The organism is Nocardia suismassiliense, from assembly GCF_900269665.1.
GTDB classification, from domain to species: Bacteria; Actinomycetota; Actinomycetes; order Mycobacteriales; family Mycobacteriaceae; genus Nocardia; species Nocardia suismassiliense.
Genome location: NZ_LT985361.1, coordinates 4608976 through 4633478, shown reverse-complemented (window position 1 = coordinate 4633478; position 24503 = coordinate 4608976). Strand labels below are relative to the sequence as shown.

Here is a 24503-nt window from a genome sequence, read left to right as displayed (position 1 = left end):
GCGCGGGCGGCAAGTCCGGACGTCGCCCAACCGGCATCGTGAAGGGTTTGTGGTCCGTCATAGATCGCGACAAACGCGGCAAACGCTAACAGCAATAATTCAGTGGGCTTGACGGCGCGCCGGGGTTCGGCAAATCGTCAGCACTCATTCGGTGCGGGCACTCCCTGGAGCCGATCGTCGAGCCACAGCATTGCCTCCGGATAACCGAGCCCGCCCGCGATGATGTGCTCGCCGAGCACACTGCGATAAACCGAAGGCACGCCGAGCCGGCATTGCTCGAGATAGAGATTGCGCGCACCTTCGGCCGGGATCCAGAATTCCTGCTCGCCGTTGTAGATATACAGCGGCGTGCCCGACTTCATCTCCGCCATCCTGGTCACCCGGTAGATCTCGGACGCGACCTCGGAGTGCAGCGGGTCGGGGATATTGGCGGCGATATCGATCGGCAGCATGAGCAAGCCGATCGCGCCGAAGGTGCTGCCGCAGAGGTTCTTCACCGGCGAGGTCGCCACCCACTGCGCCAGATTGTTCATGCGCGCGAGGATCTCCGGGCGCTCCCGGCCGATGCCGAACACCGCGCCCATGAAGATCGCCGAGGCCAGGTTGCCGTTCATGCTGCGCGCCAGGATCTCGTAGTCCGCGGGCACGCCGCCCAGCACCGCGCCGACGATGACGTCCGCCAATTCCGGTGCGTACCCGTCCATCAGCTTCACCGCGCCGTGCGTGGCGATGGCGCCGCCGGAGTAGCCCGCCATACCGAACTTGCTCGCGCCGAACTCGTCCGGGAGCAGGCCGCGCACCGCGCGGATGCCGTCGAGCACCGCGTGGCCCGCGACGAACGGCTCGGCGTAGGCCATCCGCGGACCCTCGTGATCCGGGATGAGCACCGCGTAACCACGCAGCGCCGCGACGTAGCTGGTCGGCGGGATGAAATCGGTGACGCTGGTGTCGGGGTTGAGGCCGTGTGCCAGCGTGTATCCCGCGGTGCAACTACGGCCGAGCGCATCGATCGGCAAATTGTTGACCACCACCGGACGAGGGCCCTGCCCCGGCCAGGCCGCGCTCGGCACCACCAAGGTCGCGGTCGCGAAGGAGGGTGCGCCGTGCGCGTCGGTGGTGCGGTACTTGAGCAGTTGCGCGCGCTGGGTCGGCAGCAGCATCAGCGGTGCGGCCGTCGCGGTGATGTCCCTGACCTCGATCACCTGTCCCGGGGCCAGTTCCGCCAGGTCAGCAGGCCAGGCATCGAACATCGGATCACCGACGTCCGCGGGCATCGACGCGTCGCGCAAGGCGACCACCGAAGGCCCCAGGCTGCTGGCCTGCCAGCCGGGCGTGGACGACTCGGGGGCTGGTGCGATCGGCGGCGGCGGGATGATCTGATCGATCAGCTTCTGCACCCCGGGCAGCAGCGAACCACCGTCCGGCGGTGGCGGGAACAGGCCGGGAAACTCCGGCAACGCGGGCAGGCCGGGTGGCGCGGGCAACGGCTCGGCAGCCGCCTGCCCCAGCGTGGTCGGGCAGACGAGCAGCAGTGCCATGGCAATGGCGGGTAAACATCTCATGGCACACGCCTTTGGGTGCGGACGTCGGGTTCACCTGGCGCGCAGGGAGATGCGACGTGCGCCCCCGAAAGGCCCTGTTGTACCAGACAGTCAGGCTAACCCGACGTACGCGCCGCGACGCGCCGAAACGACCGAGTTGTGGGTGACACGTGGCCGAACCGCAACAACCGGGCCGAATGCCGCTCGTGGCGAGTCGGTTCGGCTCGGTGCTGCGGGTACTTTCAGCAGTTGTTCGGGGCGGGCTCCCCTCGGAAGCGGGCGTCGAGCCAGTTCAGCGCCGACGGAATGCCGAGCACCGCCGCGGTGAGATGGTCGGGCACCGGGATCTGTTCGGACTGCACCGCGGCCCCGGCGGCACACCAGCGCTTGGCGGTGTTCACCACCGCGTCGATCGGGATGAGCCCGTCGATCGGCGAATGCCATTCGAACACCGGAGTTTTCGGCACGCCGTCGTAGAGCTCCAGGCTGTTCTCCTCCACCACCGCGCGGGCGGTGCCGTCGTTGATCATCGACGTCGACTTCGCGAAGTCCAGCGCGCCCTTGCCCGCGCCCGCGGAGAGGATGTCGTTGGTGCAGCTGTTGGCCATCTTCGCGCGGGCGGCGAGGCCGCGCTCGTTCAGTTGCTCGCTGAGCGGGAAACGCTCGGGATACTCGCGTTCCAGGCCGAGACCCGCGGCCAGCGCGAGCCCGAACACCGGATGCGCGCCCAGGCCGAGGCCTTCCAGCATCTTCACCAGGTTCATCGGCACGCCGCCCATCGCCGCGCCCGCGATATCCAGTTCGGGTGCGTACTTCGGGGCGAGCGCGGCCGCCCACGCGGTGGCCATGCCGCCGCCGGAGTAGCCGACCATCGATACCGGGCTCTGCCGCACTTTGAGTTCGGCCACCTGCTTGACCGCGCGGATGCCGTCGAGGGTGATCTGACCACCCAGCTTCGCGGCGCCGTAGGCGAAATTCGGGCCGAGGTGATCGGGCAGCGCCACCGTCCAGCCGCGTTGCAACAGCACATTCCAGCCCGGCGCCTCGCGCACGACAAGATTCGGGTCCTCGGTGTAGAGCACCTTGGAGACCGAACATTCGGCGCCGAGCCCGTTGATGATGTGCTGGAACGACAGCAGCGGACCGTCCTCGACGTGCGCGCGCGGCGTGAGCACGGTGGTGGTGGCCGCGATCGGCTTGCCCTCGGAGCTGGTGGAACGGAAACGCACGACCGTCACTGTGGTGTCCGGGAAGATCAGCAGTGGCGGCATCGCCCTGGTCGCGAGGACGTCGCCGGGATTCTTGTCGGCGATATCGGCCGGGGTCGAGTAGAAGGGGTCGGGGTCGGGTGCGGGATACAACGGGGAGCCGGTGCCGGGTCCGGCCATCGTGGCGACGAGCGCCAGCCCGACGGCCATCGCGCCGAACGCGCGGAACACTCTGTTTCGGGTCGCTCCCCTGCCCATAGAACGTAGGGCCTGACTCATCGATAGATGCCTCTCGAATGGGTCCAACGTTGTGACTCATCCTCGGCAATTTCGCCGACGAGCGGCAGAGCGGGTGGAGATCATGTTGAGATCTCACAAGTGTGGAGCGACCGGTCTGTGATGGTTGTCCGCATTCGCTCGTGACACGACCCCACCATCGCGCGGCGGCCCTGTGACATGTCCAGCCAACGAGACGGAACATGTTCCGGTCCATGGCCTGGCCTTACCTTCACAACTACCCGGCGCGGTTGCCGCGCCCGGTCCGGAAGGAGACGGTGGCATGGACGGCACTGTGCGCAGACTGGCTTACCGCGAGAACATCGACGAGGCGCCCACGCGGCGCGTCACCGTGTACTTCGACGGCCCGACTCCCGATGACGCGCTGGTCCTCGAATACGCGGCAAGCAGCACGGAGGCCTGGGAATTCACCTCCGCCGCGGTGCACGCCGGGCTCACGGTCACGGTGGACGGCATGGTGCGACCTGGATTACGCCGACTCCCCTGCCGATCGCTCTGGCACTGAACGGATTCCGCCGGGCGTGCGGCGGAAGTCACCGTTTTTCAGCACATTCCGCAACTCGGCACCGCACGCCGGTCGGCACCGAGTGCAGTTTCAGACGTCGAATCCGCCTACGCCGGATCCAATACCCGATGCAGGAAGGACACCGCATCGGGCAGCGCCGCCCGCGCGGCACCCAGATGATCGCCGGGATAGAGGTGGGTTTCCAGGTCGGTGCCCGACAAGCGCAGCTCGGCAAGCAGTTTGGCGGTCAACGGCGGCGGCACCTCCATATCCGTCAGGCCCTGCCCGACGAACAGCGGCAGTGTGTACCCGGCGGTCGGTATGCGCATCATCGCCCGCGCGGCGGCCCACAGCGCCGGATCATCGAGCGGCTTGGCCAGCATCGCGCCGATCGCGACGTCGGCCAGCCTGGCATTCGCCTCGGTGATGCACTCCGACTCCACCACGCGCAACGCCTCCTGACCGGTCTCGGTCAGGTAGCTGTCGACGTCGAGTTCCGGTGCGCTCGCGCGCAATCCGGCCAGCAGCATGGCCACGTACGCGGGGGTCTTCTCCAGCGGCAACCGCGGTATCCACGGGCCGGCCAGCGGGATGAGCAGCTCGAGGTTGGACGGCGGGCCGGTGGCGGCCGCGCCGCGCAGTTGCAGTTCCGGCGCGTCGGCGGGCGCGAGATTCGCCGTGAACAAAGCGGCTTGCGCGCCCTGCGATTGGCCGAACACCGCCCACTTGGTGCCCAGTTCCGGTGCGACCGCCCGCGCGGCACGAACACCGTCGATCACGCTGCGGGCCTGCGAGGGTCCGTCCAGGTAGGGGTGTGTGCCGGGGGTGCCGAGGCCGACGTAGTCGGTGACCATCACCGCGTACCCGGACCGCAGCAGCTCCGGATACAACGTATCCAGGTAGTACACGCGAGGTTCCAGTGTGAACGCGCACTGATCGGCGATACCGGTTGTGCCGTGCGCGTAAGCGACGATCGGCCAGCCGCCCGGTGGCGGCGTGCCTTCGGGTACGTAGATCACTCCCGTGCTCTGCATCGGTCCGCGTGGTCCGCGCGACCAGTAGGTCAGCCGCTCCGCCGTCGCCGCGCCGTCCACCCGGAAGCGCCCGGTCAGTTCCACCGAATTCGTCACCGTGCCCGGTGCTTCACCCACTGCCGCCACCGCGGGCGTCGCGAACGCGAGGCCCACCGAGATCACGACCCCGGCCGCCCCCGCCATGATCCGTGTACACATCATCGAACGACTATCCCCATCCGAGTCTTCAGGAGCAAGCCACCACAATCGGTGGCCTAACCGGGGGCAGCATGCCATTCGAGCGAGTGTCACCGGGGCGCGGCCCGGCCGGCGTTGCGGTCGGCGGAGATGCCGTAGGTACCGGGCGGTCGCTAGGCTCGGAGGGCGGGGCCGGATCACCGACGGTCCGAACGCGACGCGGAAGGAGCCGGAGTGGGGCAGCCGAATCGGCCGACTCGTGTATCGCGGCGGTCCGATTTCGCGCGTCAGGCCAGGACGAGCGTGCTGCTGTGTGCGGCACTGCTGCCGACGGCCTGCGGGTCGGATGCCCCGGCCGATCAGTCGGTGACGACAACCTCCGCCCCACTGCCGTCCCGGACGACCACGGCAGCACCTATGGCACCCGGCACCTCCCGGGCATCCGCCGCACCCACCGTCGACCCCTACGCGGGGATGCCGCTGATCGACCACGTCGAGTGGGCCGAAACCGTCGACGGGTCACGGCTGCGCGTTTACCCGACAACCGCCGGACGGCAGACCACTTTTCCGGGCACCGATGAACGGGCCTGGCGGGAAGTGCTCACGGAATCGCCGGACGCGGACACGCCCGGCATGCGTGACCAATTCATCTGCCATTGGATCTGGGCACGATTGGTCGAGCCGAACAAAACGAGTTGGAATTTGGAACCCTGGCGTCCGGCGGTCGGTTATCAGGCCACCGTCGATGCGCGCTGCAACCCGGGTGGCCCCGAACGCTGAGTCCGGGACCACCCCCGATCGGAAGGACCGACCCATGCGCGTTGTCATCGCAGGCGGACACGGAAAGATCGCCCTCCTCCTCGCCGACCTGCTCACCCGCCGCGGCGACGAGGTCGTCGCGCTCATCCGCAATCCCGACCACGCCGCCGACGTGACCGCCGTCGGTGCCGAACCCGCCGTGCTCGACCTGGAAAAAGCCGCGACCGCACACCTGATGGACACCGTGAAGGGTTCGGACGCAGTGGTTTTCGCGGCGGGCGCGGGACCGGGCAGCAGCGCCGAACGTAAGTACACTGTCGACAGGGACGGCTCTGTCCGGCTGGCCGACACCGCCGAACGGGCAGGCGTGCGGCGCTTCGTGCAAATCTCCACGATGGGCGCCGGTCAACCTCCCGCACCCGGGAGCGACGACATCTGGGCCGCCTACATCGATGCCAAGACACAGGCCGAAAACGACCTGCGCGAGCGCGTGCTGGACTGGACGATCCTGCGGCCGGGGCGACTCATCGATACCGCGGGCACCGGCCTGGTCACCCTGGCCGCACCCCGCGTTCCGCGCGGCGACATCCCCCGGGCCGACGTTGCCGCCGTGCTGGCCGAACTGCTGCCCGCGGCACACACCGCGGGCGCGACACTCGAACTCGTCTCCGGCGACACGGCGATCCGCCGGGCTGTCGCCGAGCTCGCCGACAGCGTCGTTTCGGAAAATGCTGCCCCCCTTGCCGATTGACCTTCGCGTTCTCGTTAGGAGAGAGCAAACTTGTTCAGCCGCATCGTATCCATGAAAATCCGGGAGGGATCGCGCGCCGACTTCCTCGACGCCATCTCCCGCAGTGCGGTGTCGGCACTGCGCGACGAGCCGGGTTGTCTGCGCTTCGATGTCTGTGCCGACCGCGTCGATCCGCACCGATTCTTCCTCTACCAGCTATATACCGATGACGAAGCGGCCGAGGCGCACCGCTTCACCGAACATTTTCTGGCCATGCGGGCAGCGGCCGACCGGTATGTAGAACCCGGCACGCAGATTCACTACAGCACAGACGTCCTTTTTGCCAACTGATCGTCTTATCGGAACACCGTGTCAGCAAACTTGCAGACGCCAAATCCCGCACGTGCGCTTGCAAATCGATCGTGCAGATGTACTTGCATCTGAAAGGCACAGCGACCTAAACTCAGTCGCGCAACGCTTTACAGGGGACAACCAGGGGAGGCCGGATGGTCGAGCCGAAGGCCGAAGTCGCCGTGGGTCCGCTGCCGCCAAACGTCAGGGGCGTTCGAATGAACCAACCACTCTCCGCCGGCGGCCGGCTCGGAATAGCCGCCGCCGCACTGGTCGACAAGCCAGCGAACGGTACAAAAATGAGCACACCGTCGGCCCGTAGCGGCCAAAGGAACACCGCGTACTCGCGGGAAACCGCCGTCGCGTTCGTCATCGATGCCGTCGAATCCAAGGGTGCGGCCACCCGACATGATTTCGACATCGACCGGATCGTCACCACGGCGCACGACGTCGTCGACGACTGGGACTTCCATACACTGCAGCCTGCGACGTTCTGGCGGATTGCCTCCAGTTTCATCAGGCTGTAAAACTTCCGGGCAGCCCGATGTCCGGCGGACACCGAATTGCCTTGTGCCGCAAGCACTGAGCCACCCTGCTCCACTGGCGATGATCCACCCTCCGGCCCAGCACTCGCGACACAAGGCATTACGGCCCNTCGGTGGGGGCTGCCGGGGTGTCCCGCTGGCCGCGGATGTTGGTTGTGCCGTGCTGTCAGGACGGCAGGAACTGCCCCATCGAGCTGCTTTGCGCCACAGGCGCGGTCGATCGTCAGCGGTCCGGCGCGCGGCAAGGCAACTACCGCAGAGCTCGGATCATGGGGCAGCGCTGACGGATAGCTGGTGTCGGCGCGTGCCCGCATCGGTCCCCTCGCAGGGGTGATCAGCGATCGTAGCCTTCGGCGTACTTCGCTAGGATTTCTATCGACTTCTCCGGGCGCTCGGCCTGCACGCTGAGTCGGTCCATGACCGATAGATACAGTGCGAGGTCTTGTCTGCGGTCCAGGTAGAGGGCGCTGGTCAGGTGTTCGAGGTAGACGATGTCGGGGAGCTCGGTTTCGGCGAAGCGCAGGATGCTGAACGAGCTGCCCGCGGCGGCGTGCTCGCCTGCGGAGTACGGCAACACCTGTACCGTGACGTTTGGCAGTTGGGCGAGTTCGATGAGATGTTCCATCTGCTCGCGGTGCACGCGTGGACCGCCGACCGGGCGATGCAACGCGGCCTCATCGATGACTGCCCACACGATCGGCGGATCGGAGCGGTGCAGAATCTCTTGCCTGCGTTGCCGTACCTGAACCCGCCGATCCGTGTCGGCATCTTCATAGCCGAGGGCGACTACCGCCCTGGTGTATTCGGGTGTTTGCAGTAGTCCGGGAACAAGATGCGCCTCATAGGTGCGGATCTTGCTCGCCGCCTGTTCGAGACCCAGGTAGGTGCCGAACCATTGGGGCAGCAGATCGCTGTAGCGATGCCACCATCCCGGCTCGTTCGCCTGCCTGGCCAGATCGAGGAACTTCTCCCGCTCTTCGGTGTCGTGGACGCCGTAGAGGGACAGCAGGTCCCTGATGTCACGTTCTTTGAAACCGGTGCGGCCCAACTCGAGACGACTGATCTTCGCGTGCGAACCACGAATGGCGTCGCCAGCTGCTTCTCGGGTGATGCCTGAGGCTTCTCGCAGCCTGCGCAACTGGCCGCCGAGTGCAATACGCAGCACTGTCGGACCACGTTCCGCGACAACGGGATGCACCAGACCATCGTCGTCGGGTTCAGCGATCATTGAGTTCGTCTCCGATACTCGGGGGGTTGCCCACAGTGTGTCACAACCACCTGTCGCGAAACACACCGCACCGATCGCTTATGTTACCGCTCAACTCGTCAGATAGTCGAACTCCCCGGCCTTCGCGCCGCGCACGAACGCGTCGATTTCCGGGCGGGTGTAGAACAGCACCCCGCCTTCGGGATCCCGGGAGTTCCGTACGGCGACCTGGCCGTTGGTCGCCTCGGCGACTTCGACGCAGTTCCCGCTCGGATTGCTGTAGGTGCTCTTTCGCCACGAGCCAGTGATCTTGTTGGTGGATGTATCCGACATGTTCCCCACTCCTCGGTTACGCCAATGTTCGGCTGATCAGTTCGTGCAGATGCACGCTCAAACGTTCTTGCATTTGCACCAACAGTTTGGACGATAGCACGAAGTTCGCCGCCGCGCGCCTACTAATTCGGACCACTCGGTCCGCGATCTGACGCACCTACGTTTCGCCTCGCGAACCCCCTGCTCAGACAGTCGAACGCGACCATCCACCACAGTTGAATCTTGTACTGTCGCAGGGCAGATCGGATATTTCAGTCATTGGCGACACCCCCCGGCGTGCACCGGCAACCGGTGCCCGCACCGGCGTTCCCGAGGAGCCCAATCCATGCCACACGCGGACAACAGCCCCGTGATCCGGACCGACATCCCGCACTCGGCCCGCATCTGGAACTACTGGATGGGCGGCAAGGACTATTACGAAATCGACCGGATCGCCGGTGACGCGGGCATCGGAGTGGACCCCGAGATCGTCACCATGGCAGTGCAATCGCGCCAGTTCCTGATCCGCGCGGTCGGCTACCTCGCCCGCGAGGCCGGCCTGCGCCAGTTCCTCGACATCGGCACCGGCCTGCCGACCATGCAGAACACCCACGAGGTCGCCCAGGGCATCGCCGCGGCGTCGAAAGTCGTTTACATAGACAACGACCCGATGGTGCTCGTGCAGTCAAGGGCCCTGTTGACCAATACAACTCGCGAAGGGGTGACCACCTATATAGAGGCCGACTACAACGATCCCAAGCGCATCGTCGCCGAGGCGCGCAACATCTTGAACTTCGACCAGCCGATCGGCGTCATGTTCATGGGCGTGCTCGGCCACGCCGAGTCGTACGCCGACGTGTCCCGCATCGTGCGGACCGTGCTGGACGCCGTGCCATCGGGCAGCTACCTCGTCCTGTGGGACGGCACCGACGACAGCGCCGACCTCGTGCAGCTCTGCGACAACTACATCGGCACCGGCGGCACGCCGTATATTCCGCGGCCCAAGGAACAGCTCCGGCAGCTCTTCGACGGGCTGGAACCCGTTGAGCCCGGGTTCGTTTCGATCACCCAGTGGCGTCCCGACAGCTCCGAGACCGCGCTGACCAGGCCGATCTCTGCCTACTGCGCGGTAGCCCGCAAACCCTAGCCTTATCGACGACGATAACGGCGGTCGATAAGGGTCGCCGTTCCGTCCGAATTCAGCTGTCGTTCAACGACGGCGTCCGTGCAAATGTACTTGCATCTGTAAGCGACGCAGGCATAGACTCTTACCCATATCGGGGAGGTACGCAGGGAGTTCGAGCCGGCGGCGCCTACACAGCAACTTCCCCACATGCCACACGCGAGGGGCGGTCGAATGAGCCAGCCATTCCGGACTCCCCGCCGGGTTGCCGTCATCGGCACCGGCGTCGAGACTTTGCGGCAATGTCCCGCTCCGGTTCCGGTATCCGACTGCACTGTCGAACCACCCGGCCTCACCTACCGGCAAGCGCGGGAAATCTTGGCCGCCCACGAGGTGCACGGCCCGCAGTGCAGGCAGTGGCTGGCCGCCGCCGCCTACCTCTCCGCCGGTCTCGACGACGAGTAGTCGCTCGAATCCTTTGCTGCCGATCGGTGTTCGAACATGTCGGCTATTCCGTCCGGCCGAACATTCCACGGAGCATAACGTGATTCCACGTGGATGTTTCGCCAGTAGTGGTATGTCACGAACAGGTCACCGCATAATGCCGTAGGCTCCCAAGGGATCTCGCTGATAACTTCCCACGCGCAGGACCCTTTCGTATAGTGAGCCGAACGATTCGGGCACAGTTCTATTACGCCCGACGTGGCAATGGAGCGACCCGAATGACCTTCTCCGCGCTGCATCTATCCCCCGATTCGCCAGAATCGGCGCTCGAAATCGGTGGCCAGCTGGCCTCGGTGCCACTGCAGAACACCGATCGAGTCGCCTCGCGGATGGTGGGTTACTTCGCCACCTGCATGGCGCCGTGCCGCACCCTGCCGGGCGAACAATTGCGCGGTGACGTCACCAAACTCACCCGCACCTGTCTTGGCCTGGTGGCCGAAATGTTCGACCGGCGTACCGTTCCCGGCGACGAACAACTCGGCGAGGTGCGCGAGGCCGCCGCCCAGTGGGCCCGCGAAGGCGTCCCGCTCAGCACCATTCTGCGCGGTTACCACGAAGGCGTGCGCATCGCGTTCGGCCTGGTCACCGCCCCGGCCAGGGCCGATGACGTCAACGAACTGCTGGTCGCCACCGATCTCATGCTGGAACTATTGGCCGCCGTCACCGCCGCCGTGGCCGACGCCTACGTCGACGAACAGCATCTCGTCGCCAAGGAACACCAGACCGCCGCACAGACGCTGGCCTCGGCGCTGCTGAGCGGGCGCGGCAGTTCGGCCCTGGCCAGGCAGGCGGGCATCCCGATCGCCGACGCGTATCAGGTAGTGGCCCTATCGCTTTCGGAACATCCGGACGAACGCGATCCGCGGGTCGACGCGAACGTCGCGGCCCGGCGCAAACTACGCAGGCTGCAATCGGCCTTGGCCACCGTGTTCGCCTCGCGGGCGCTGGCATTGCTCAGCACCAAGGGCGGCACCATGCTCATCCCGGTGGACGACGGCGAAACCCCGCTCACCGCCGAGACTCTCGCGCAACTCGCCGAGGCCGCCGAAGTGCCGCTCACCGCGACCGTCGTCGCCTGCGACACCGACGAGATCCCCGAATCCGCCGACCAAGCGCACGAACTACTCAATCTGGTTCGGGTGGGTGGCAAGCCCCCTGGCCTTTATCACATGGCCGATCTGGCGGTGGAGTACCAACTCACCCGCGGTGGGCCGGCGACCCGGCGGATCGCCACCATCCTCGATCCGCTGGAAGCGCACGCCGAACTCTTCGAAACCATGCGCGCCTATCTGGGCAACGATATGAACCGCCAGCTCACCGCCCGTCAGCTCTACGTGCACCCCAACACCGTCGACTACCGACTACGCCGCATCGCGCAGCTCACCACCATCGACCTGGCCACCTCGGCCGGCATCTCGCAGGCCGCCATCGCACTGCTCGCCCGCGATCTGGACCGCAGTGTCACCCGCCGCCTGTGACCACCCCGTGACCCTGTAACTGATTCGTGCTGGTCACCAGCGCCCGAACTTGGGATCCTGAAACTGCCGCAGACATCTGGATGGGTGACAGCATGCGAATAGCCGAGATCTTGCGCAGAAAAGGTAGCGACGTAGCAATGGTCGCGCCCGACACGACAATTCGAAGCCTGCTGGCCACGCTGGCCGAGCACAATATCGGTGCGGTTGTCGTGTCACGTGACGGCGAAGGGATCGTCGGGATCATCTCCGAACGCGACGTGGTGCGTAACCTGCATGCGCGCGGTGCGGAGCTACTCGATACCCCGGTGTCGGAGATCATGACCACCGACGTGCGCACCTGCGCGCCCGACGACCGCGTCGACGGGCTACGAAATACGATGACAGAGCATCGAATTCGGCACCTGCCGGTGATCGACCAGGGCCGGCTGATCGGCATCGTCAGTATCGGCGATGTGGTGAAGAGCGCGATCTCCGAACTGACCACCGAGCGTCAGCACCTGGTCGAGTACCTCCAGGGCAAGTACTGAGCCGGTCGGCTCACACGCCGCCGAGGTCGGCGGACAGCCAGTGCTCGGGCCGCAGGTACACCACGACCTGATCGCCGAAGCCTTCCGCCTGCTTCAGATAGTGGTCGACGGCATCGCCGGTCAGGTAGCGCCGCACCATCTCCACGTGCAGCTCCTCGGTGAGCGGGATGATCTTGGCGACCGGACCCTCCACCGCAACATACCGAGTGGTCGGTTCTGTGCGCTGCACCAGCAGCGTGAACCGGCCGGACTCCTGGATCAACCGCAGCTTGCGCGAATCGGCCCCGGTCATCACCCACGGCTCGCCGCCGGGCTCGTATTGATACCAGATGGGCACCGACAGCGGACCCCGGTCGGGACCACCCGCCACCGACAGGGCCGCGACATGCGGCTGTGCGAGGAACTCTTGACGCTCTTTCAAGGTCAAAGACATGGCTCCACCCTAGTAGGTGAAACCCGTTGCCCACGAGAATCCTTCGAAGACCTGCCAGAAGTGCGTATCGTTGGTGGCGTCCAACGCACCTTGTGAAGCGGTTTTGCGGAGGGAGCGTCACGTTGCGATCCCATGCCTCGAGGCCGCATTTCGCGCGGGCCTCGGCCGGACGACTATCGCCGGCGGCGGCGCACGCCCCTGCCGACATCCGCAAGCTTTTTCCCGCACTCGCCGACTCCACCGAGATCTATCTGGACAGCGCCGCGACCACGCAGAAGCCGCTGCCGGTCATCGAGACCATTCACCGTTATCACAGCTCACGCACCGCCAACGCCGGACGCGGCACGTACCCGTGGGCGACCAGCCTCACCACCCGTTTGAGCAGAATCCGGGACCGCACCGCGGCCTTCATCGGCGCCGAGCACCCGGACGAGGTGGTCTTCACCGGCGGCGCCACCGCGGCGCTCAACGCCGTCACTCTCTCCTGGGGGCTGGCCGTATTGGAGGACGGCGACGAAATCCTGTACAGCCCAGCCGATCACGCGTCGAACGTGCATCCCTGGCATCACCTACGCGGGCTGCTCGCCCGCTTCGGGCGCCGGATCGAGCTGATCCCCTCCCGGGTGACCGCCGGTGGCGAGGCGGACACCGCCGACATCCTCGCCAAGGTCACCCCGCGCACCCGACTGATCACTGCCAGCCACCTGCATCACGTGTACGGCGGGCTGACGACTCTGGCACCCTTGCGCGGCAAGCTGGACCCCGCGATTCTGCTGTGCGTCGACTGCAGCCAGAGCGGCGGGCACGTACCGGTGGATGTGACCGAGCTCGGCGCGGATTTCGCAATCTTCGCCGCGCACAAGATGTTCGGCGCACCGGGAACCGGAATCCTCTACTGCCACAGGCGAGTACACGATAAGCTGGTGCCCTTCCTGCCCGGCGGCAACTCGGGGGTGCTGGTGAGCGAGGCCGGGCTTGTCCCAGCGGCGATGCCCGCGCTACTCGAGGGCGGTACCCACAACATCCCCGGCATTCTCGCGTTCGGCAGCGCGCTGGAGGTGCTGGAGTCGTTCGATATCGGCGCCATCGCCGCGCACAATCGCGAGCTCACGGTGCGGCTCATCGACACCCTCCGGCCGATCGACGGACTCGAATTCCTGCCGGGGCCCGCATTTACGCCGTCCCCGGTCGGCTACGGCATCGTCTCGTTCACCCTCGACGGGATCACCGCGACCGACCTCGGCTTCGTGCTGAGCGAACTGGGTTTCCTGGTACGCACCGGCCTGCATTGCACGGCCGCCGACGGCGCGCAGGCCGACGACTCGGTGCGGGTCAGCACCCATATCTACAACACCGCCGACGAGATCGACCGATTCACCAAGTGCGTCATGATGATTGCCGAGGAGGTCAGATGACAATGGACACCCCGCGCTACGACCGGCGAGCCGCGTCCCGGGTGCTCGCCGAGCTGGCACAGCCGGGGCTGTTCGCGACACCGGTAGCCGTCCCCGAGCAGCGCAGGTTCGAATTCACCTGCACCGCACTGCATACCGAGCCGAACAGTCACCTGACCTACTCGCAGCGGTTGTACCTGGAGCGGTTCATGCGACCGTGCCGGCCCTATCAGGTCACCAGCGCCACCCACCGGATCACCTGGACCGACAGCGACGGCATCCCGAACACCGGCCACTACCGCGCCGACGGCCTCGGCCCGCTGGTACCGATCGCCATGCGCGAGACCGTGCTGGCGCTGTGGCACGCGCTCGACGCCAATACCGCTTTCGCCGAACGCATTTCCGCGCTCGGCCCGCGCGCGCACGCGGTACTCGACGGCACCACCACCGATCACGAGCCGATGGATATCTTCCGGGTCGGCATCGAGGCCGCCGGGCGGGCGCTGGCCCAGCATGCCCTGCTGGCCAGGCAGACGCCGTATCGCAGCGCCATCGAACTCGCGCTCGGCATGCGCGAATCCGGCCTCTTCTCGGCCGTCGCCACCCGCTGGTATTGGGAGTTGCAGGCGTCGACCTATCGGCGCGGGATGATCCCGGTGACACTGATCGCGCAGCCGGACGGCACGGTGCGCTACTCCGCGGAGACCGTCGCGACGCTGCGGGCGATGAAGGACGCGACGATCGCCGACGCACACACCGTGATGCGCCGAGCCACCCACGTCGAAGGGCTCAGCATCGCGGCGGCGCTCGCCAAATATCACGACGACCTCGACCTCATCTCGCGTCAGTACGCGCTGCTGCCTGCGGGGACCCGGCCCGCCTGCTTGGCTGCGATGCCGCATCACCTCGGCGGCGGGCACTACACCGTCCTGCCGGTGGTGGTCGACCAGTTCGTCACGGTGTTCACCCAGGCCGTCGCCCGATGCGAGCTCGTCGAGGTGAGCGCCGCGCTGGACGAGGACACCGCCGATCGCGCCGCCACCGCCGAAGATCAGGTGTTCTACGTGCCGGACATGACCTGTAAGCACTGTGTCCGGACCATCGGCGGGGTGCTGGAGTCGATGGACATCCGGGTGGTCGAGATCGACCTGATCAGCAAGCGGGTGGTCGCCGAATTCCGTAGCCCGCGTAACCGGGCCAGGGCCTTCGAGGCCATCCGGGACGGTGGCTACAACCCGGTCGCGGAGCAGCCGGAACGCGCGGCGGAGGGCGCCAGGACCGCCGAGCCGTCGGAAACCGCGGTATGACGGCACCGTTACCGGCGCTACCCGCGAAGCTGCATCCGCTGGTGCGTGCCTTCCTCGATACCCCGGATGCGGTGGCGGAGACCCTGATCCGGTTCGGCTCCCCGGTGCACCTGGTGTTTCCCCAGGTGTACGCGGAGAACGTGCGGCAATTCCGCGAGGTACTCGACCGCGGACTGCCGCGGCATCGAATCTGCTACGCGCACAAGGCCAATCAGTCGCGCGCCTTCGTGCGGGCGGCCGAGTACGCCAAGATCTGTATCGATGTCGCCTCCCCGCAGGAGCTGGCGAGTGCGATCGGCGGCGGGTTCGGGCCGATGCGGATCGAGGTGACCGGGCCGAAAGGTGAAGTCTTCCTGCGCGATCTGATCGACTGCGGCGTCACGATCAATGTGGACAATCTCTGGGAGCTCCGGCGCATCGCGGAGCTGGCCGGCGACCGTGCCAAAGTGCCGGTGCTGCTGCGGGTTTCCGGTTTCGACGAGGGCCAGATCAGTCGCTTCGGGGTGCCGCTCGCGCATATGCAGCGGGCGTTCGACGTGCTCTCGGCGCATCGCAGCCGAATCGACCTGCTCGGCTTCGCTTTTCATCTGGACTCCGGCGACCTCGGCGAACGGGTCCGCGCGATCGACGCCTGCCTGGCGCTGATCGAACGGGCCTACGGTTACGGGCTGACACCGACCGTGCTGAATATCGGCGGCGGCTTCCGGCAGGTCTTCACCGAGGACGCCGATCGGTTCGACGGTTATGTGCGCGCGCTGCGCGAATCATTACTGGGCCGCGGCGAACCGATGAGCTGGGGCAGCAACACTTTCGGATACCACGTCGCCAATGGCGCGGTGCACGGCACTCCGGTGTTCCACAAGTACGCCAACACGATTCCCGCCACCAGGATGCTCGACGATCTGCTCACCGCCCCGCTGGAGCGCCACGGCGGGCGCACCGTCGCGGAGGTCGCCTCGGACAACTTGCTCGAAGTGTGGCTGGAGCCGGGCAAAGCGCTGCTCGACCACGCGGGTGCGACGGTGGCCCGGGTCGACTTCGTCAAGGAGCTCGCCGACGGCAGCGTGCTGGTCAATGTCGATCTCAGCCGCGACTCGGTGACCCCGGCCGACCAGGAGGTGATGGTGGATCCGATCATTCTGCCGAGCACCGCGCACCGGCCGTCCTCGCCGGTGCCGCCGGACGGTGCGGTGGTGCCGACCCGTGGCGCGGGCGACACCGCGCCGAGTCTGCATCCGGTGACCGAAACCGGGCCCGTGGGTGTGTATTTCGCGGGCCGGCTCTGTCTGGAGCGGGACCTGATCACCAATCACAAGGTGTGGCTGCCGGAACGGCCGCGCGCCGGCGATCTGGTGGTGTTCCCCAATACCGCCGCCTATCACATGGACCTGTCCGCGGCGACGGCGTCGATGCGGCCGCCGCCGATCAAGCTGGCGGTGGCGCACCGGGCGGGCAGCTTCCAGGTGTACCGCGATGCCGACTACGAGCCGCACCTCTCGGTCGCGCTGCCACCGCAGCGGCGCACCCCGCCGCGCGGGCCGTGGCGTCCGCCGGTGCCGCACCGACCCAGCGGGGCGCCCTGATGCGCTACGACCACATCACCGAACTCATCGGCAACACTCCCCTGCTACGGCTCGATCCCGCCGTGCACGGTCTGCCCGATGTCGAGTTGTACGCGAAGCTGGAGTCGCACAACCCCTTCGGCTCGGTCAAGGACCGGGTGGCCTGGGGCATGATCCGCGACGAGCTCGACGCCATCCGGGCCGGCGGGCAGAGCTTCATCGAGGCGTCCAGCGGCAATACCGCGAAGGCGCTGCGGGTGCTCGGCGCGATGCACGGCATCGGCTTGCGCGCGGTGACCAACCGGATCAAGGTCACCGAGGTACGAGAACTGTTGCAGCTGTTGGGCACTGAGATCGTCGAGCTGCCCGGCCTGTCCGAGTGCCCCGACCCGACCACGCCGAACGACGTGTACTCGGTGATCGAGGCGACGATGGCACAGCAGCCCGACGCCTATTACCACGCCTCGCAGTACACCAACGAGAAGAACATCGAGGCGCATCACCACGGCACCGGCCGGGAGATCCACGAGGACCTGGCCGCCGACGGCATCAACCGGGTCGACTACCTGATCGGCGGGCTCGGCACGACCGGGTCGACCAGAGGCACCGCCACCTACCTGCGCAAGCACAATCCCGAATTGCGCACCGTCGCAGTGGTTTCCGATCGCGCCGACTTCATTCCCGGTATCCGTTCGGAGAGTGAGATGTGGGATGTCGGGCTGTTCCAGCCCGATTTCTACGACGACATCGTGACCGTCGAGTCCGGCGTCGCGGTGGACGCCACCCTCCGGCTGGCCACCGGTTACGGCATCCTGGCCGGGCCGACCAGCGGCGCGAGCTACGCGGCCGCCCTGGAAGCCCTTGCGGTACCGGACGTTTCGGCACGCCGACCGGACGGCCCGATCGTCGCCGTATTCATCGTCTGCGACCGGCTGGAACCGTATTTGTCCTACATCAAGAAGCGCAGGCCGGAACTGTTCGACCGCGCCGAGCGCCGACCACCCCCGAGCGCCGCCGAACAGGCGGCCACGCCGACCTTGACGCCCGATGAGCTGGCCGAGTTGGAACGCACCGGCAAGCCGACCATCGTGGACACCCGCGGTGCGATGGCCTACCGGATCGGGCACGTGCCCGGCGCGCTCAATATTCGCGACGACCAGCTGGACGAGATGTTCGCCCAGGGCATCCCGTTCCCCCGGTCCCGGCCGGTGGTGTTCGTCTGCCCGGTCGGCGAGCTGTCGCTACGGTTCGCCACCCGAGCCACCCAGGCGGGTTACCGAGCGAGCAGCCTCGCGGGCGGCATCGTCGCCTGGCGGGACGCGGGCCTGCCGCTGGAACGTGGCGGGTGACGCGCGCGAGTCATCCGGCCATTACGGGCGTGTCTCTTTCGCGACGCGCGGAGACTACTCGGGAGCGCGGACGCCCGCGCCGTCTCCATTTCACGCCCGAGAGAGAAGATTCCTCATGTACCGGTCGAAGAAATCCGTCGCCGCCGCACTGACCTCCTTCGGTGCCATGACCGCCGCCCTGGTGCTCACCGCACCCGCCGCGCCCGCCGCCGTCACCGCCGTCGGCGTGGCACCCGGCCTGAGTTTCGGCAGTTCCACCGCGTTCGGCACCACCTGCAGCTACATCGCCACGGCCACCGCGACCCCCGGTGACGTCATCGGCTTCTTCGACGCCACCGGCACCTTCGATCCCGGCGGCTGGATCACCGTGCCCGCCTCCGGCACGGTGACCGCGAAGTGGACACCGCTGCTCCCCGGCAATCACACCGTCTACGCGGTGCACAATTCGGGAGCGTTCGTCTCGACCGCCGCCACCGTCGGCAACGGGGTCAACCTCGGTCCGGTCTGCGTCGTCCTGCCCTGACCGACGCGCCGCAGGCAGGCCCGGCGACCCGCGTGCCGAATCCGTTTCGGCAAGACCCGAAGTCGGGCGGTGCGGGTCGGCGGGCTCGCCGCGGACTAGTCTGGTGCGGTGCAATCAGCCCAGGAATCAGACGACGACGCGGGCCCGCGGATCTGGGGCGGCACGACCCTGACCGAACGCAGGGAGGCCCGCCGCAGCGCGCTCCTCGAGGCCGCGCTCGATCTGATCGGTGAGGCCGGCGCCAGCGGGGTGACCATGCGCGCGGTCTGCCGGCGGGCCAACCTCACCGACCGGTACTTCTACGAGAGCTTCACCAGCCGCGACGAGCTGCTCGACGTGCTCTACCGGCAGGTCGCCGAGGAGTTCCTGGAGCCGATGACCGCGTTCGCCGCGGCCGACGAGCCGTCGCGCGACCGTGAGCTCGCCCGGATCCTGGTCGACAAGGTGCTCGCCGACCCGCGCAAATCCCGGCTGTTCCTGGTGGAGCCGTACTCCAGTACCGGGCTCGGCCAGACCACCATCTCGGTGATGCCGGTGTTCACCCGGCTCATGCAGGACCACCTCTTCTCCCACATCGACGACCCGGTCAAACGCAGGCTCGCCGCGGTGACCATGGCCAGTGGCAACGCGGGCATGTTCTCGGCGTGGCTCAACGGGTCGCTGCGCGCCACCCGCGACGAGATCATCGACCACTGCGTCGCGATGATCACCGCGTACCGCTCGCTGTATCGGTCCTGATTCGCCCTCGGCGCAACAGGATTCGGCCCCGGGTGCGACCGCGCTCACATCTGGGTTGCCAATGTTTCCATTCGGGTGTTTACTGACCAGCGCAAGGTGCCGATCGTTCGCTGAGGCTCCTTCACGGAAACAGGCCAGCGACCCCGAACGTCGAGAGACGCCCCGGGTCAGGACAGATCTCCCCGGCTTAAGGGGTGATCCCGATTGGCTCCCGGATCCACCGGGTTTACGCCGTGAAGTGCCAAAGGTCTAACGAGGACGGGTGCTGACCGGCGTTTTTCGCGGTCATTCGTGCTGCGCTCTGCAACGATCAAGTACGTGACGCCCGGCATTCGTCGTGCGCTGATGGACGAAGGAGGTGAGCCGGATGCCCGGCGGTAACAGTCCGTATCCCCTGTTAGCCAAATATTCACCCGGTGACACCTCATCAGCCGATTTCGTTTCGGGAAATACCCCGTAACCTGCTGGTCTCGACGGTGCGCTGACGATTGTTCAGGGAGTGCGGTCATGACAACAGTGGAAATGATCCTCCGGCTGCTCGCCGGCGTCGGCCTCGGCGCCGCCATCGGCTTCGAGCGGCAGTACCGGGCCCGGATGGCGGGCCTGCGCACCAACGCGCTCGTCGCCGCGGGCGCCACACTGTTCGTGCTGTTGTCGGCGCACGGCTTCTCCGGCGGCACCGCCGACCCGACCCGGGTGGCCGCCCAGATCGTGTCGGGCATCGGTTTCCTCGGCGCGGGCGTGATCATCCGCGACGGGCTCAATGTGCGCGGCCTCAATACCGCGGCCACGCTGTGGTGCGCGGCGGCGGTCGGCGCCCTCGCCGGCGCAGGCATGTTCAGCACCGCCGCGGCGGGGACGGTCGCGGTGATCGTGGTCAATGTCGCGCTGCGGGCGGCGGGGCGCGCGGTCGACAAGCAGCCGGAGGCCGGGCACGAACAGCCTGCGTCCTACGAGTTCGTCGCGGTCACCAACGACGACAACGAAGCCCATGTGCGTGCCCTGCTGGTGCAGGCCTTGACCCGCACCGACTTCCAGCTGATCTCCATCTCCAGCGCGAACACCGGCACGCCGGGCCGCGTCGAGGTGCGGGCCGAACTGTTCGGTGACCAGCGCGACGACCGGCAGATGGAGACGGCGGTGAGCAGGCTCAGCCTGGAACCGTCGGTGACCAGCGTCGGGTGGCACATCGCGACCTCGGATGTGAAGGGGCCGCAGGCATGACGTTGCTTCGTTCCTACCCGGCGGGCACCGCGCTCGATCGGCCGCGCAACCGGTTCGCCGATGTCGTGGTGTTCGTCGGGGCCGCGGTGCTGATCTGGCTGGTCGTCCGGGTGTCGGCGAGCGCGAACGTGCCGTTCGACCAAGCCGCCGCGCCCGCCACCGTGTCCACCGATCCCTGGCAACTGCCCTACTACGCGGCGCGCTCGCTGCTGCGGATGTTCGCCGCGCTCGGGCTGTCGATCCTGTTCACCTTCGTCTACGCGACCGCCGCGGCGCGGCTGCGGCGGGCCCGCACGGTGTTGCTCCCGCTGCTCGACATCTTGCAGTCGGTGCCGATCCTCGGGTTCCTGTCGATCACCGTCGCCGGGTTCATCGCGCTGTTCCCCGGTTCGCAGCTCGGCCTCGAAAGTGCCGCCATCTTCGCGATTTTCACGTCGCAGGCCTGGAACATGGCGTTCGCGTTCTACCAGAGTCTGGCCGCGCAGCCGCGCGAGCTCGACGAGGCCGCGCGCAACCTGAGATTGTCTCGCTGGCAACGGTTCTGGCGGGTCGATGTGCCGAGCGGCATGATCCCGCTGGTCTGGAACGGGATGATGAGCTTCGGCGGCGGCTGGTTCTTCCTGGTCGCGTCCGAGGCGATCAGCGTGAACAACCATGAATACGCGCTGCCCGGGATCGGGTCCTACGTCGCGACCGCCACCGGCGACGGCGATCTGAGCAAGGTGTTCATCGCGATCGGCGTGATGATCGTGATGGTCGTCGGGGTGAACTTCCTGTTCTGGCGGCCGCTCACGGCATGGGCGGAGCGGTTCCGGGTGGAGGACACCGGGGCCGCCGAGGCGCCGCGCAGTGTCGTGCTGAATCTGTTGCGGCGCTCGCACATTCCGCTGCTGCTGGGCAAGGTGCTCGGTCCGCTGGTTGCGCCGCTGGATCGGCTGATGAGCGTGTTCGGGCTCGCCGAGTACCCGCTGCACGCCTCGCCGGTGCGGCGCCGGGCCGGTGATCTGGTGTTCGCCGTGGTGGTCGGCGCGGCGGTCGCCTATGGCGGGTATCGCGTGGTCGGGTACATCGAATCCACCGCGGGCTTCGGCGAAGTCGGGCACGCGTTCGGACTCGGCTTCCTCACCTTGCTGCGGGTCGTGGTGCTGCTCGTCTTCGCCACCGTGATCTGGGTGCCCATCGGCGTGTGGATCGGGTTGAACCCCAAGGTCTCCCGGCTCGCGCAGCCGGTGGTGCAGGTGCTGGCCAGTTTTCCGGCCAACTTCCTGTTCCCGTTCATCACCGCGGTGCTCGTGTGGAGCGGGGCCAGCCTGAACTGGGCGGGCACCATCCTGATGGCGCTCGGCGCGCAGTGGTACATCCTGTTCAACGTCATCGCGGGCGCGAGCGCGGTGCCGACCGATCTGCGCGAGGCCGCGGCCAACCTGCAACTGCCGCGAAAACTGTGGTGGCGCAGGCTGATTCTGCCCGCCATCTTCCCCAGCTATGTGACCGGCGGGATCACCGCGGCCGGTGGCGCGTGGAACGCGTCCATCGTCTCGGAGGTCGTCGACTACGGGTCCACCACGCTGGTCGCGGCGGGGCTCGGCTCCTACATCCACGAGGCGACGAAAGTCGGTGACGCACCACGGATCCTGATCGGCGTGCTGGTCATGAGCATCTACGTGGTCGGCATCAACCGGCTGTTCTGGCGGCGGCTCTACGCACTGGCCGAACGGCGGTACTCGCTGTGACCACCGGCCACCGCTCCACTAGTTCGACGGGAGATCGATCATGACCGTGACCACCACCGAGGCCGATCGCGCTGTGCTGCTGGATATCTCGGGCGTCGGCAAGCGATTCATCGGCGCCGCCGGCGACGAGTTGCGGGTGCTCGACGGCATCGATCTGCAACTGCGCAGCGGCGAGATCGTCGCCCTGCTCGGCCGCTCCGGCTCCGGGAAGTCCACCCTGCTGCGCATCATCGCCGGGCTCATCGCGCCGTCCGACGGCGAGGTGACCTACCGCGGCACACCGCTCAACGGCAGCAATCCCGGTGCCGCGCTGGTATTCCAGTCGTTCGCGCTGATGCCGTGGCTCACCGTGCAGGACAACGTCGAGCTCGGATTGGCAGCACGCAACGTGCCGACTGCCGAGCGGCAGCAGCGGGCGCTGGCCGCCATCGACATGATCGGCCTGGACGGCTTCGAATCCGCCTATCCCAAGGAGCTTTCCGGCGGGATGCGCCAGCGCGTCGGCTTCGCCCGCGCGCTCGTGCTGGAACCGGATCTGCTGCTGATGGACGAGCCGTTCTCGGCGCTCGACGTGCTTACCGCGGAGAACCTGCGCACCGAGTTGGTGAACCTCTGGGCCACCGACGGTTTCCCGACCAAGGCGATCTGCGTGGTCACCCACAACATCGAGGAGGCCGTGCAGCTGGCCGACCGAGTGCTCGTCCTCGGATCCAATCCGGGTCGCATAATCGCCGAAATCCCAGTGTCGCAACCGCGCCCGCGGGACCGGCGCGCGCCGTGGTTCGAGGCCATGGTCGATCAGATCTACGGCTTGCTCACCGGGCGCGACACCGAACCCGTTGTCGCCGAACCGGATAAGGCCACGCCGACGGCCCAGCCGCTGCCCGACGCGTCCGTCGGCGGGCTGGCCGGTCTGGTCGAACTCGTCTACGCCAACGGCGGCCGCGCCGACCTGCCCGACATCGCCGACGAACTCAACTTCGAGATCGACGACCTGCTGCCGCTGGTCGACGCCGCCGAGATGCTCGGCCTGATCACCGTCGAGCACGGCGACGTACTGCTCACCGACATCGGCTCCCGCTTCACCACCGCCGACATCCAGGAGAGCAAGCGCATCTTCGCCGAACAGGCCCGCCACCGTGCGCCTTTGGTCCGCACAATCTGCAAGGGGCTGGCCGGTAGTGCCGACGGCAGCCTGCGCGCCGGGTTCTTCCTCGACCTGCTCCGTCGCGGGTTCGGACCGGAAGACGCGCGCCGGCAACTCGACATCGCCATCGACTGGGGGCGGTACGCCGAGTTGTACGACTACGACACCGATTCCGACAAGATCACCGCAGACCCGGCGGCGCAGGTGTTCGCGGGCGTGCGCGGGAAGTGGACTTCGTAGCGGTCGGCCCGGGGTCGATTACCTCCGAGGTAATCGACCCCGCCTCGTCTTTCGGGGACCCTCGTGTGCATGGCAACGAACACCACGCCGACCCCTTCCCCGCTGGCCGGTCCGCTGCGCGGCCTCGCCGTCGGTCGAATCGTCTTGGGCGCTGCGGCCATCGCCCTGCCACGAAAATTGAGCGCCGCCTTCGGCATTCGCTCGACACCTGAGTTGACCTATATGACGCGAATCTTCGGCGCACGAGCCATCGCGCTCGGCGTCGGCTACCTCACGGCCCCCGCCGAGGAGCGGCCGCGCTGGCAGCGCATAGCCCTCATGGTCGACATCATCGACACCACGCACGGGGCCACCCACGTTGCCCGCGGCGACGTCCCCCGCTCCACCGCTGTCGCCATGACCGCCCTCACCGGCAGCTACATGGCCGTCGGCGCGACCCGGCTCGCGCGGGATCTGCTGTGACTATGCCGCTCTCATCGGTGGCAGGGCCTGCGCCGCCGGAACCCATCGACACCGAGTTCCATGACGCCCACTCCTCGCGAAGTCGGGAGCGCC

General features: G+C 67.1%; 25 protein-coding genes and 1 riboswitch. Of the genes, 19 read left to right on the top strand and 6 right to left on the bottom strand.

What is annotated here, in order from left to right:
• Positions 1 to 137: 137 nt before the first annotated feature.
• Entirely contained in the window at positions 138 to 1562 is a 1425-nt protein-coding gene (locus DBO33_RS20725; RefSeq protein WP_234390947.1) for a lipase family protein, read from the bottom strand.
• Positions 1563 to 1783: 221 nt separating this feature from the next.
• On the bottom strand, positions 1784 to 3007 hold the full coding sequence (locus DBO33_RS20720) for a lipase family protein (RefSeq protein ID WP_407670526.1): 1224 nt from the start codon (positions 3005 to 3007) through the stop codon (positions 1784 to 1786).
• Positions 3008 to 3308: 301 nt separating this feature from the next.
• Here DBO33_RS20720 and DBO33_RS20715 point away from each other — a divergent pair, with 301 nt between their 5' ends.
• On the top strand, positions 3309 to 3551 hold the full coding sequence (locus DBO33_RS20715) for a hypothetical protein (RefSeq protein ID WP_107656518.1): 243 nt from the start codon (positions 3309 to 3311) through the stop codon (positions 3549 to 3551).
• A 107-nt stretch (positions 3552 to 3658) separates the two neighbouring features.
• On the opposite strand, the gene DBO33_RS20710 is transcribed toward DBO33_RS20715, so the two are convergent.
• Positions 3659 to 4786: an alpha/beta hydrolase gene (locus DBO33_RS20710; protein WP_234390946.1), complete on the bottom strand. Its 1128-nt coding sequence runs from the start codon at positions 4784 to 4786 to the stop codon at positions 3659 to 3661.
• A 210-nt stretch (positions 4787 to 4996) separates the two neighbouring features.
• Between DBO33_RS20710 and DBO33_RS20705 the strand changes: the two genes are divergently transcribed.
• The 4 genes from DBO33_RS20705 (at position 4997) to DBO33_RS20690 (ending at position 7129) form a co-directional block, all read left to right on the top strand.
• Positions 4997 to 5542: a DUF2599 domain-containing protein gene (locus DBO33_RS20705; protein WP_199856706.1), complete on the top strand. Its 546-nt coding sequence runs from the start codon at positions 4997 to 4999 to the stop codon at positions 5540 to 5542.
• 34 nt (positions 5543 to 5576) lie between these two features.
• The gene (locus DBO33_RS20700) at positions 5577 to 6272 is read left to right on the top strand and encodes an SDR family oxidoreductase (protein WP_107660451.1); all 696 of its coding nucleotides are present in this window, start codon (positions 5577 to 5579) and stop codon (positions 6270 to 6272) included.
• Between the two features lie 30 nt (positions 6273 to 6302).
• Positions 6303 to 6602, top strand: a complete 300-nt coding sequence (locus DBO33_RS20695; protein ID WP_107656517.1) for a putative quinol monooxygenase — start codon at positions 6303 to 6305, stop codon at positions 6600 to 6602.
• Positions 6603 to 6757: 155 nt separating this feature from the next.
• Positions 6758 to 7129 carry a hypothetical protein gene (locus tag DBO33_RS20690; protein ID WP_107656516.1) on the top strand — a complete coding sequence of 124 codons (372 nt, stop codon included), beginning with the start codon at positions 6758 to 6760 and terminating at the stop codon, positions 7127 to 7129.
• A gap of 352 nt (positions 7130 to 7481) precedes the next feature.
• On the opposite strand, the gene DBO33_RS20685 is transcribed toward DBO33_RS20690, so the two are convergent.
• Together DBO33_RS20685 and DBO33_RS20680 are read right to left on the bottom strand one after the other, a co-directional pair.
• A complete protein-coding gene (locus DBO33_RS20685; RefSeq protein WP_107656515.1) occupies positions 7482 to 8375 on the bottom strand; it encodes a helix-turn-helix domain-containing protein in 894 nt (297 codons plus the stop codon).
• 90 nt (positions 8376 to 8465) lie between these two features.
• Entirely contained in the window at positions 8466 to 8687 is a 222-nt protein-coding gene (locus DBO33_RS20680; protein WP_107656514.1) for a DUF397 domain-containing protein, read from the bottom strand.
• Positions 8688 to 9012: 325 nt separating this feature from the next.
• On the opposite strand from DBO33_RS20680, the gene DBO33_RS20675 reads away from it, so the two are divergent.
• From DBO33_RS20675 to DBO33_RS20660, 4 genes are all read left to right on the top strand, one after another.
• A complete protein-coding gene (locus tag DBO33_RS20675) occupies positions 9013 to 9813 on the top strand; it encodes an SAM-dependent methyltransferase (RefSeq protein ID WP_107656513.1) in 801 nt (266 codons plus the stop codon).
• A 210-nt stretch (positions 9814 to 10023) separates the two neighbouring features.
• Positions 10024 to 10254: a hypothetical protein gene (locus tag DBO33_RS20670; protein ID WP_107656512.1), complete on the top strand. Its 231-nt coding sequence runs from the start codon at positions 10024 to 10026 to the stop codon at positions 10252 to 10254.
• Positions 10255 to 10511: 257 nt separating this feature from the next.
• Positions 10512 to 11771: a PucR family transcriptional regulator gene (locus tag DBO33_RS20665; RefSeq protein ID WP_107656511.1), complete on the top strand. Its 1260-nt coding sequence runs from the start codon at positions 10512 to 10514 to the stop codon at positions 11769 to 11771.
• Between the two features lie 92 nt (positions 11772 to 11863).
• The gene (locus DBO33_RS20660; RefSeq protein WP_107660450.1) at positions 11864 to 12298 is read left to right on the top strand and encodes a CBS domain-containing protein; all 435 of its coding nucleotides are present in this window, start codon (positions 11864 to 11866) and stop codon (positions 12296 to 12298) included.
• A gap of 10 nt (positions 12299 to 12308) precedes the next feature.
• Here the strand turns inward: DBO33_RS20660 and DBO33_RS20655 are convergent, their stop codons facing one another.
• Entirely contained in the window at positions 12309 to 12731 is a 423-nt protein-coding gene (locus tag DBO33_RS20655) for a pyridoxamine 5'-phosphate oxidase family protein (protein ID WP_107656510.1), read from the bottom strand.
• A 122-nt stretch (positions 12732 to 12853) separates the two neighbouring features.
• Between DBO33_RS20655 and DBO33_RS20650 the strand changes: the two genes are divergently transcribed.
• From DBO33_RS20650 to DBO33_RS20605, 10 genes are all read left to right on the top strand, one after another.
• Positions 12854 to 14146 carry an aminotransferase class V-fold PLP-dependent enzyme gene (locus tag DBO33_RS20650; protein WP_234390945.1) on the top strand — a complete coding sequence of 431 codons (1293 nt, stop codon included), beginning with the start codon at positions 12854 to 12856 and terminating at the stop codon, positions 14144 to 14146.
• Positions 14143 to 15432: a heavy-metal-associated domain-containing protein gene (locus tag DBO33_RS20645; RefSeq protein ID WP_107656509.1), complete on the top strand. Its 1290-nt coding sequence runs from the start codon at positions 14143 to 14145 to the stop codon at positions 15430 to 15432. The genes DBO33_RS20650 and DBO33_RS20645 overlap by 4 nt, the downstream gene beginning before the upstream one ends.
• Positions 15429 to 17015, top strand: coding sequence for a type III PLP-dependent enzyme domain-containing protein (locus DBO33_RS20640; RefSeq protein WP_107656508.1), 1587 nt, complete (start codon positions 15429 to 15431; stop codon positions 17013 to 17015). The genes DBO33_RS20645 and DBO33_RS20640 overlap by 4 nt, the downstream gene beginning before the upstream one ends.
• Positions 17015 to 18343, top strand: coding sequence for a pyridoxal-phosphate dependent enzyme (locus tag DBO33_RS20635; protein WP_107660448.1), 1329 nt, complete (start codon positions 17015 to 17017; stop codon positions 18341 to 18343). Before DBO33_RS20640 ends, DBO33_RS20635 begins: the two co-directional genes overlap by 1 nt.
• Before the next feature lie 115 nt (positions 18344 to 18458).
• Complete coding sequence (locus DBO33_RS20630; RefSeq protein WP_107656507.1) at positions 18459 to 18866, top strand: hypothetical protein; 408 nt, start codon at positions 18459 to 18461, stop codon at positions 18864 to 18866.
• A 108-nt stretch (positions 18867 to 18974) separates the two neighbouring features.
• Positions 18975 to 19604 (top strand): TetR/AcrR family transcriptional regulator, encoded by a 630-nt coding sequence (locus tag DBO33_RS20625; protein ID WP_107656506.1) that lies wholly within the window; start codon positions 18975 to 18977, stop codon positions 19602 to 19604.
• Positions 19605 to 19699: 95 nt separating this feature from the next.
• Positions 19700 to 19870: riboswitch (M-box (ykoK) riboswitch) on the top strand.
• Positions 19871 to 20111: 241 nt separating this feature from the next.
• Positions 20112 to 20828 (top strand): MgtC/SapB family protein, encoded by a 717-nt coding sequence (locus DBO33_RS20620; RefSeq protein ID WP_107656505.1) that lies wholly within the window; start codon positions 20112 to 20114, stop codon positions 20826 to 20828.
• Complete coding sequence (locus DBO33_RS20615) at positions 20825 to 22561, top strand: ABC transporter permease (protein WP_107656504.1); 1737 nt, start codon at positions 20825 to 20827, stop codon at positions 22559 to 22561. The genes DBO33_RS20620 and DBO33_RS20615 overlap by 4 nt, the downstream gene beginning before the upstream one ends.
• Positions 22562 to 22601: 40 nt before the next feature.
• Complete coding sequence (locus tag DBO33_RS20610; protein ID WP_107656503.1) at positions 22602 to 23948, top strand: ABC transporter ATP-binding protein; 1347 nt, start codon at positions 22602 to 22604, stop codon at positions 23946 to 23948.
• 69 nt (positions 23949 to 24017) lie between these two features.
• Positions 24018 to 24410 (top strand): hypothetical protein, encoded by a 393-nt coding sequence (locus tag DBO33_RS20605; protein ID WP_107656502.1) that lies wholly within the window; start codon positions 24018 to 24020, stop codon positions 24408 to 24410.
• The last annotated feature ends 93 nt before the right edge of the window (positions 24411 to 24503 follow it).

Coding starts and splice junctions, on each gene's coding strand:
- DBO33_RS20725 (WP_234390947.1), bottom strand. CDS start 1,562: ATGAGATGTTTACCCGCCATTGCCATGGCACTGCTGCTCGTCTGCCCG.
- DBO33_RS20720 (WP_407670526.1), bottom strand. CDS start 3,007: ATGGGCAGGGGAGCGACCCGAAACAGAGTGTTCCGCGCGTTCGGCGCG.
- DBO33_RS20715 (WP_107656518.1), top strand. CDS start 3,309: ATGGACGGCACTGTGCGCAGACTGGCTTACCGCGAGAACATCGACGAG.
- DBO33_RS20710 (WP_234390946.1), bottom strand. CDS start 4,786: ATGATGTGTACACGGATCATGGCGGGGGCGGCCGGGGTCGTGATCTCG.
- DBO33_RS20700 (WP_107660451.1), top strand. CDS start 5,577: ATGCGCGTTGTCATCGCAGGCGGACACGGAAAGATCGCCCTCCTCCTC.
- DBO33_RS20690 (WP_107656516.1), top strand. CDS start 6,758: ATGGTCGAGCCGAAGGCCGAAGTCGCCGTGGGTCCGCTGCCGCCAAAC.
- DBO33_RS20685 (WP_107656515.1), bottom strand. CDS start 8,375: ATGATCGCTGAACCCGACGACGATGGTCTGGTGCATCCCGTTGTCGCG.
- DBO33_RS20680 (WP_107656514.1), bottom strand. CDS start 8,687: ATGTCGGATACATCCACCAACAAGATCACTGGCTCGTGGCGAAAGAGC.
- DBO33_RS20675 (WP_107656513.1), top strand. CDS start 9,013: ATGCCACACGCGGACAACAGCCCCGTGATCCGGACCGACATCCCGCAC.
- DBO33_RS20670 (WP_107656512.1), top strand. CDS start 10,024: ATGAGCCAGCCATTCCGGACTCCCCGCCGGGTTGCCGTCATCGGCACC.
- DBO33_RS20665 (WP_107656511.1), top strand. CDS start 10,512: ATGACCTTCTCCGCGCTGCATCTATCCCCCGATTCGCCAGAATCGGCG.
- DBO33_RS20660 (WP_107660450.1), top strand. CDS start 11,864: ATGCGAATAGCCGAGATCTTGCGCAGAAAAGGTAGCGACGTAGCAATG.
- DBO33_RS20655 (WP_107656510.1), bottom strand. CDS start 12,731: ATGTCTTTGACCTTGAAAGAGCGTCAAGAGTTCCTCGCACAGCCGCAT.
- DBO33_RS20645 (WP_107656509.1), top strand. CDS start 14,143: ATGACAATGGACACCCCGCGCTACGACCGGCGAGCCGCGTCCCGGGTG.
- DBO33_RS20640 (WP_107656508.1), top strand. CDS start 15,429: ATGACGGCACCGTTACCGGCGCTACCCGCGAAGCTGCATCCGCTGGTG.
- DBO33_RS20635 (WP_107660448.1), top strand. CDS start 17,015: ATGCGCTACGACCACATCACCGAACTCATCGGCAACACTCCCCTGCTA.
- DBO33_RS20630 (WP_107656507.1), top strand. CDS start 18,459: ATGTACCGGTCGAAGAAATCCGTCGCCGCCGCACTGACCTCCTTCGGT.
- DBO33_RS20620 (WP_107656505.1), top strand. CDS start 20,112: ATGACAACAGTGGAAATGATCCTCCGGCTGCTCGCCGGCGTCGGCCTC.
- DBO33_RS20615 (WP_107656504.1), top strand. CDS start 20,825: ATGACGTTGCTTCGTTCCTACCCGGCGGGCACCGCGCTCGATCGGCCG.
- DBO33_RS20610 (WP_107656503.1), top strand. CDS start 22,602: ATGACCGTGACCACCACCGAGGCCGATCGCGCTGTGCTGCTGGATATC.
- DBO33_RS20605 (WP_107656502.1), top strand. CDS start 24,018: ATGGCAACGAACACCACGCCGACCCCTTCCCCGCTGGCCGGTCCGCTG.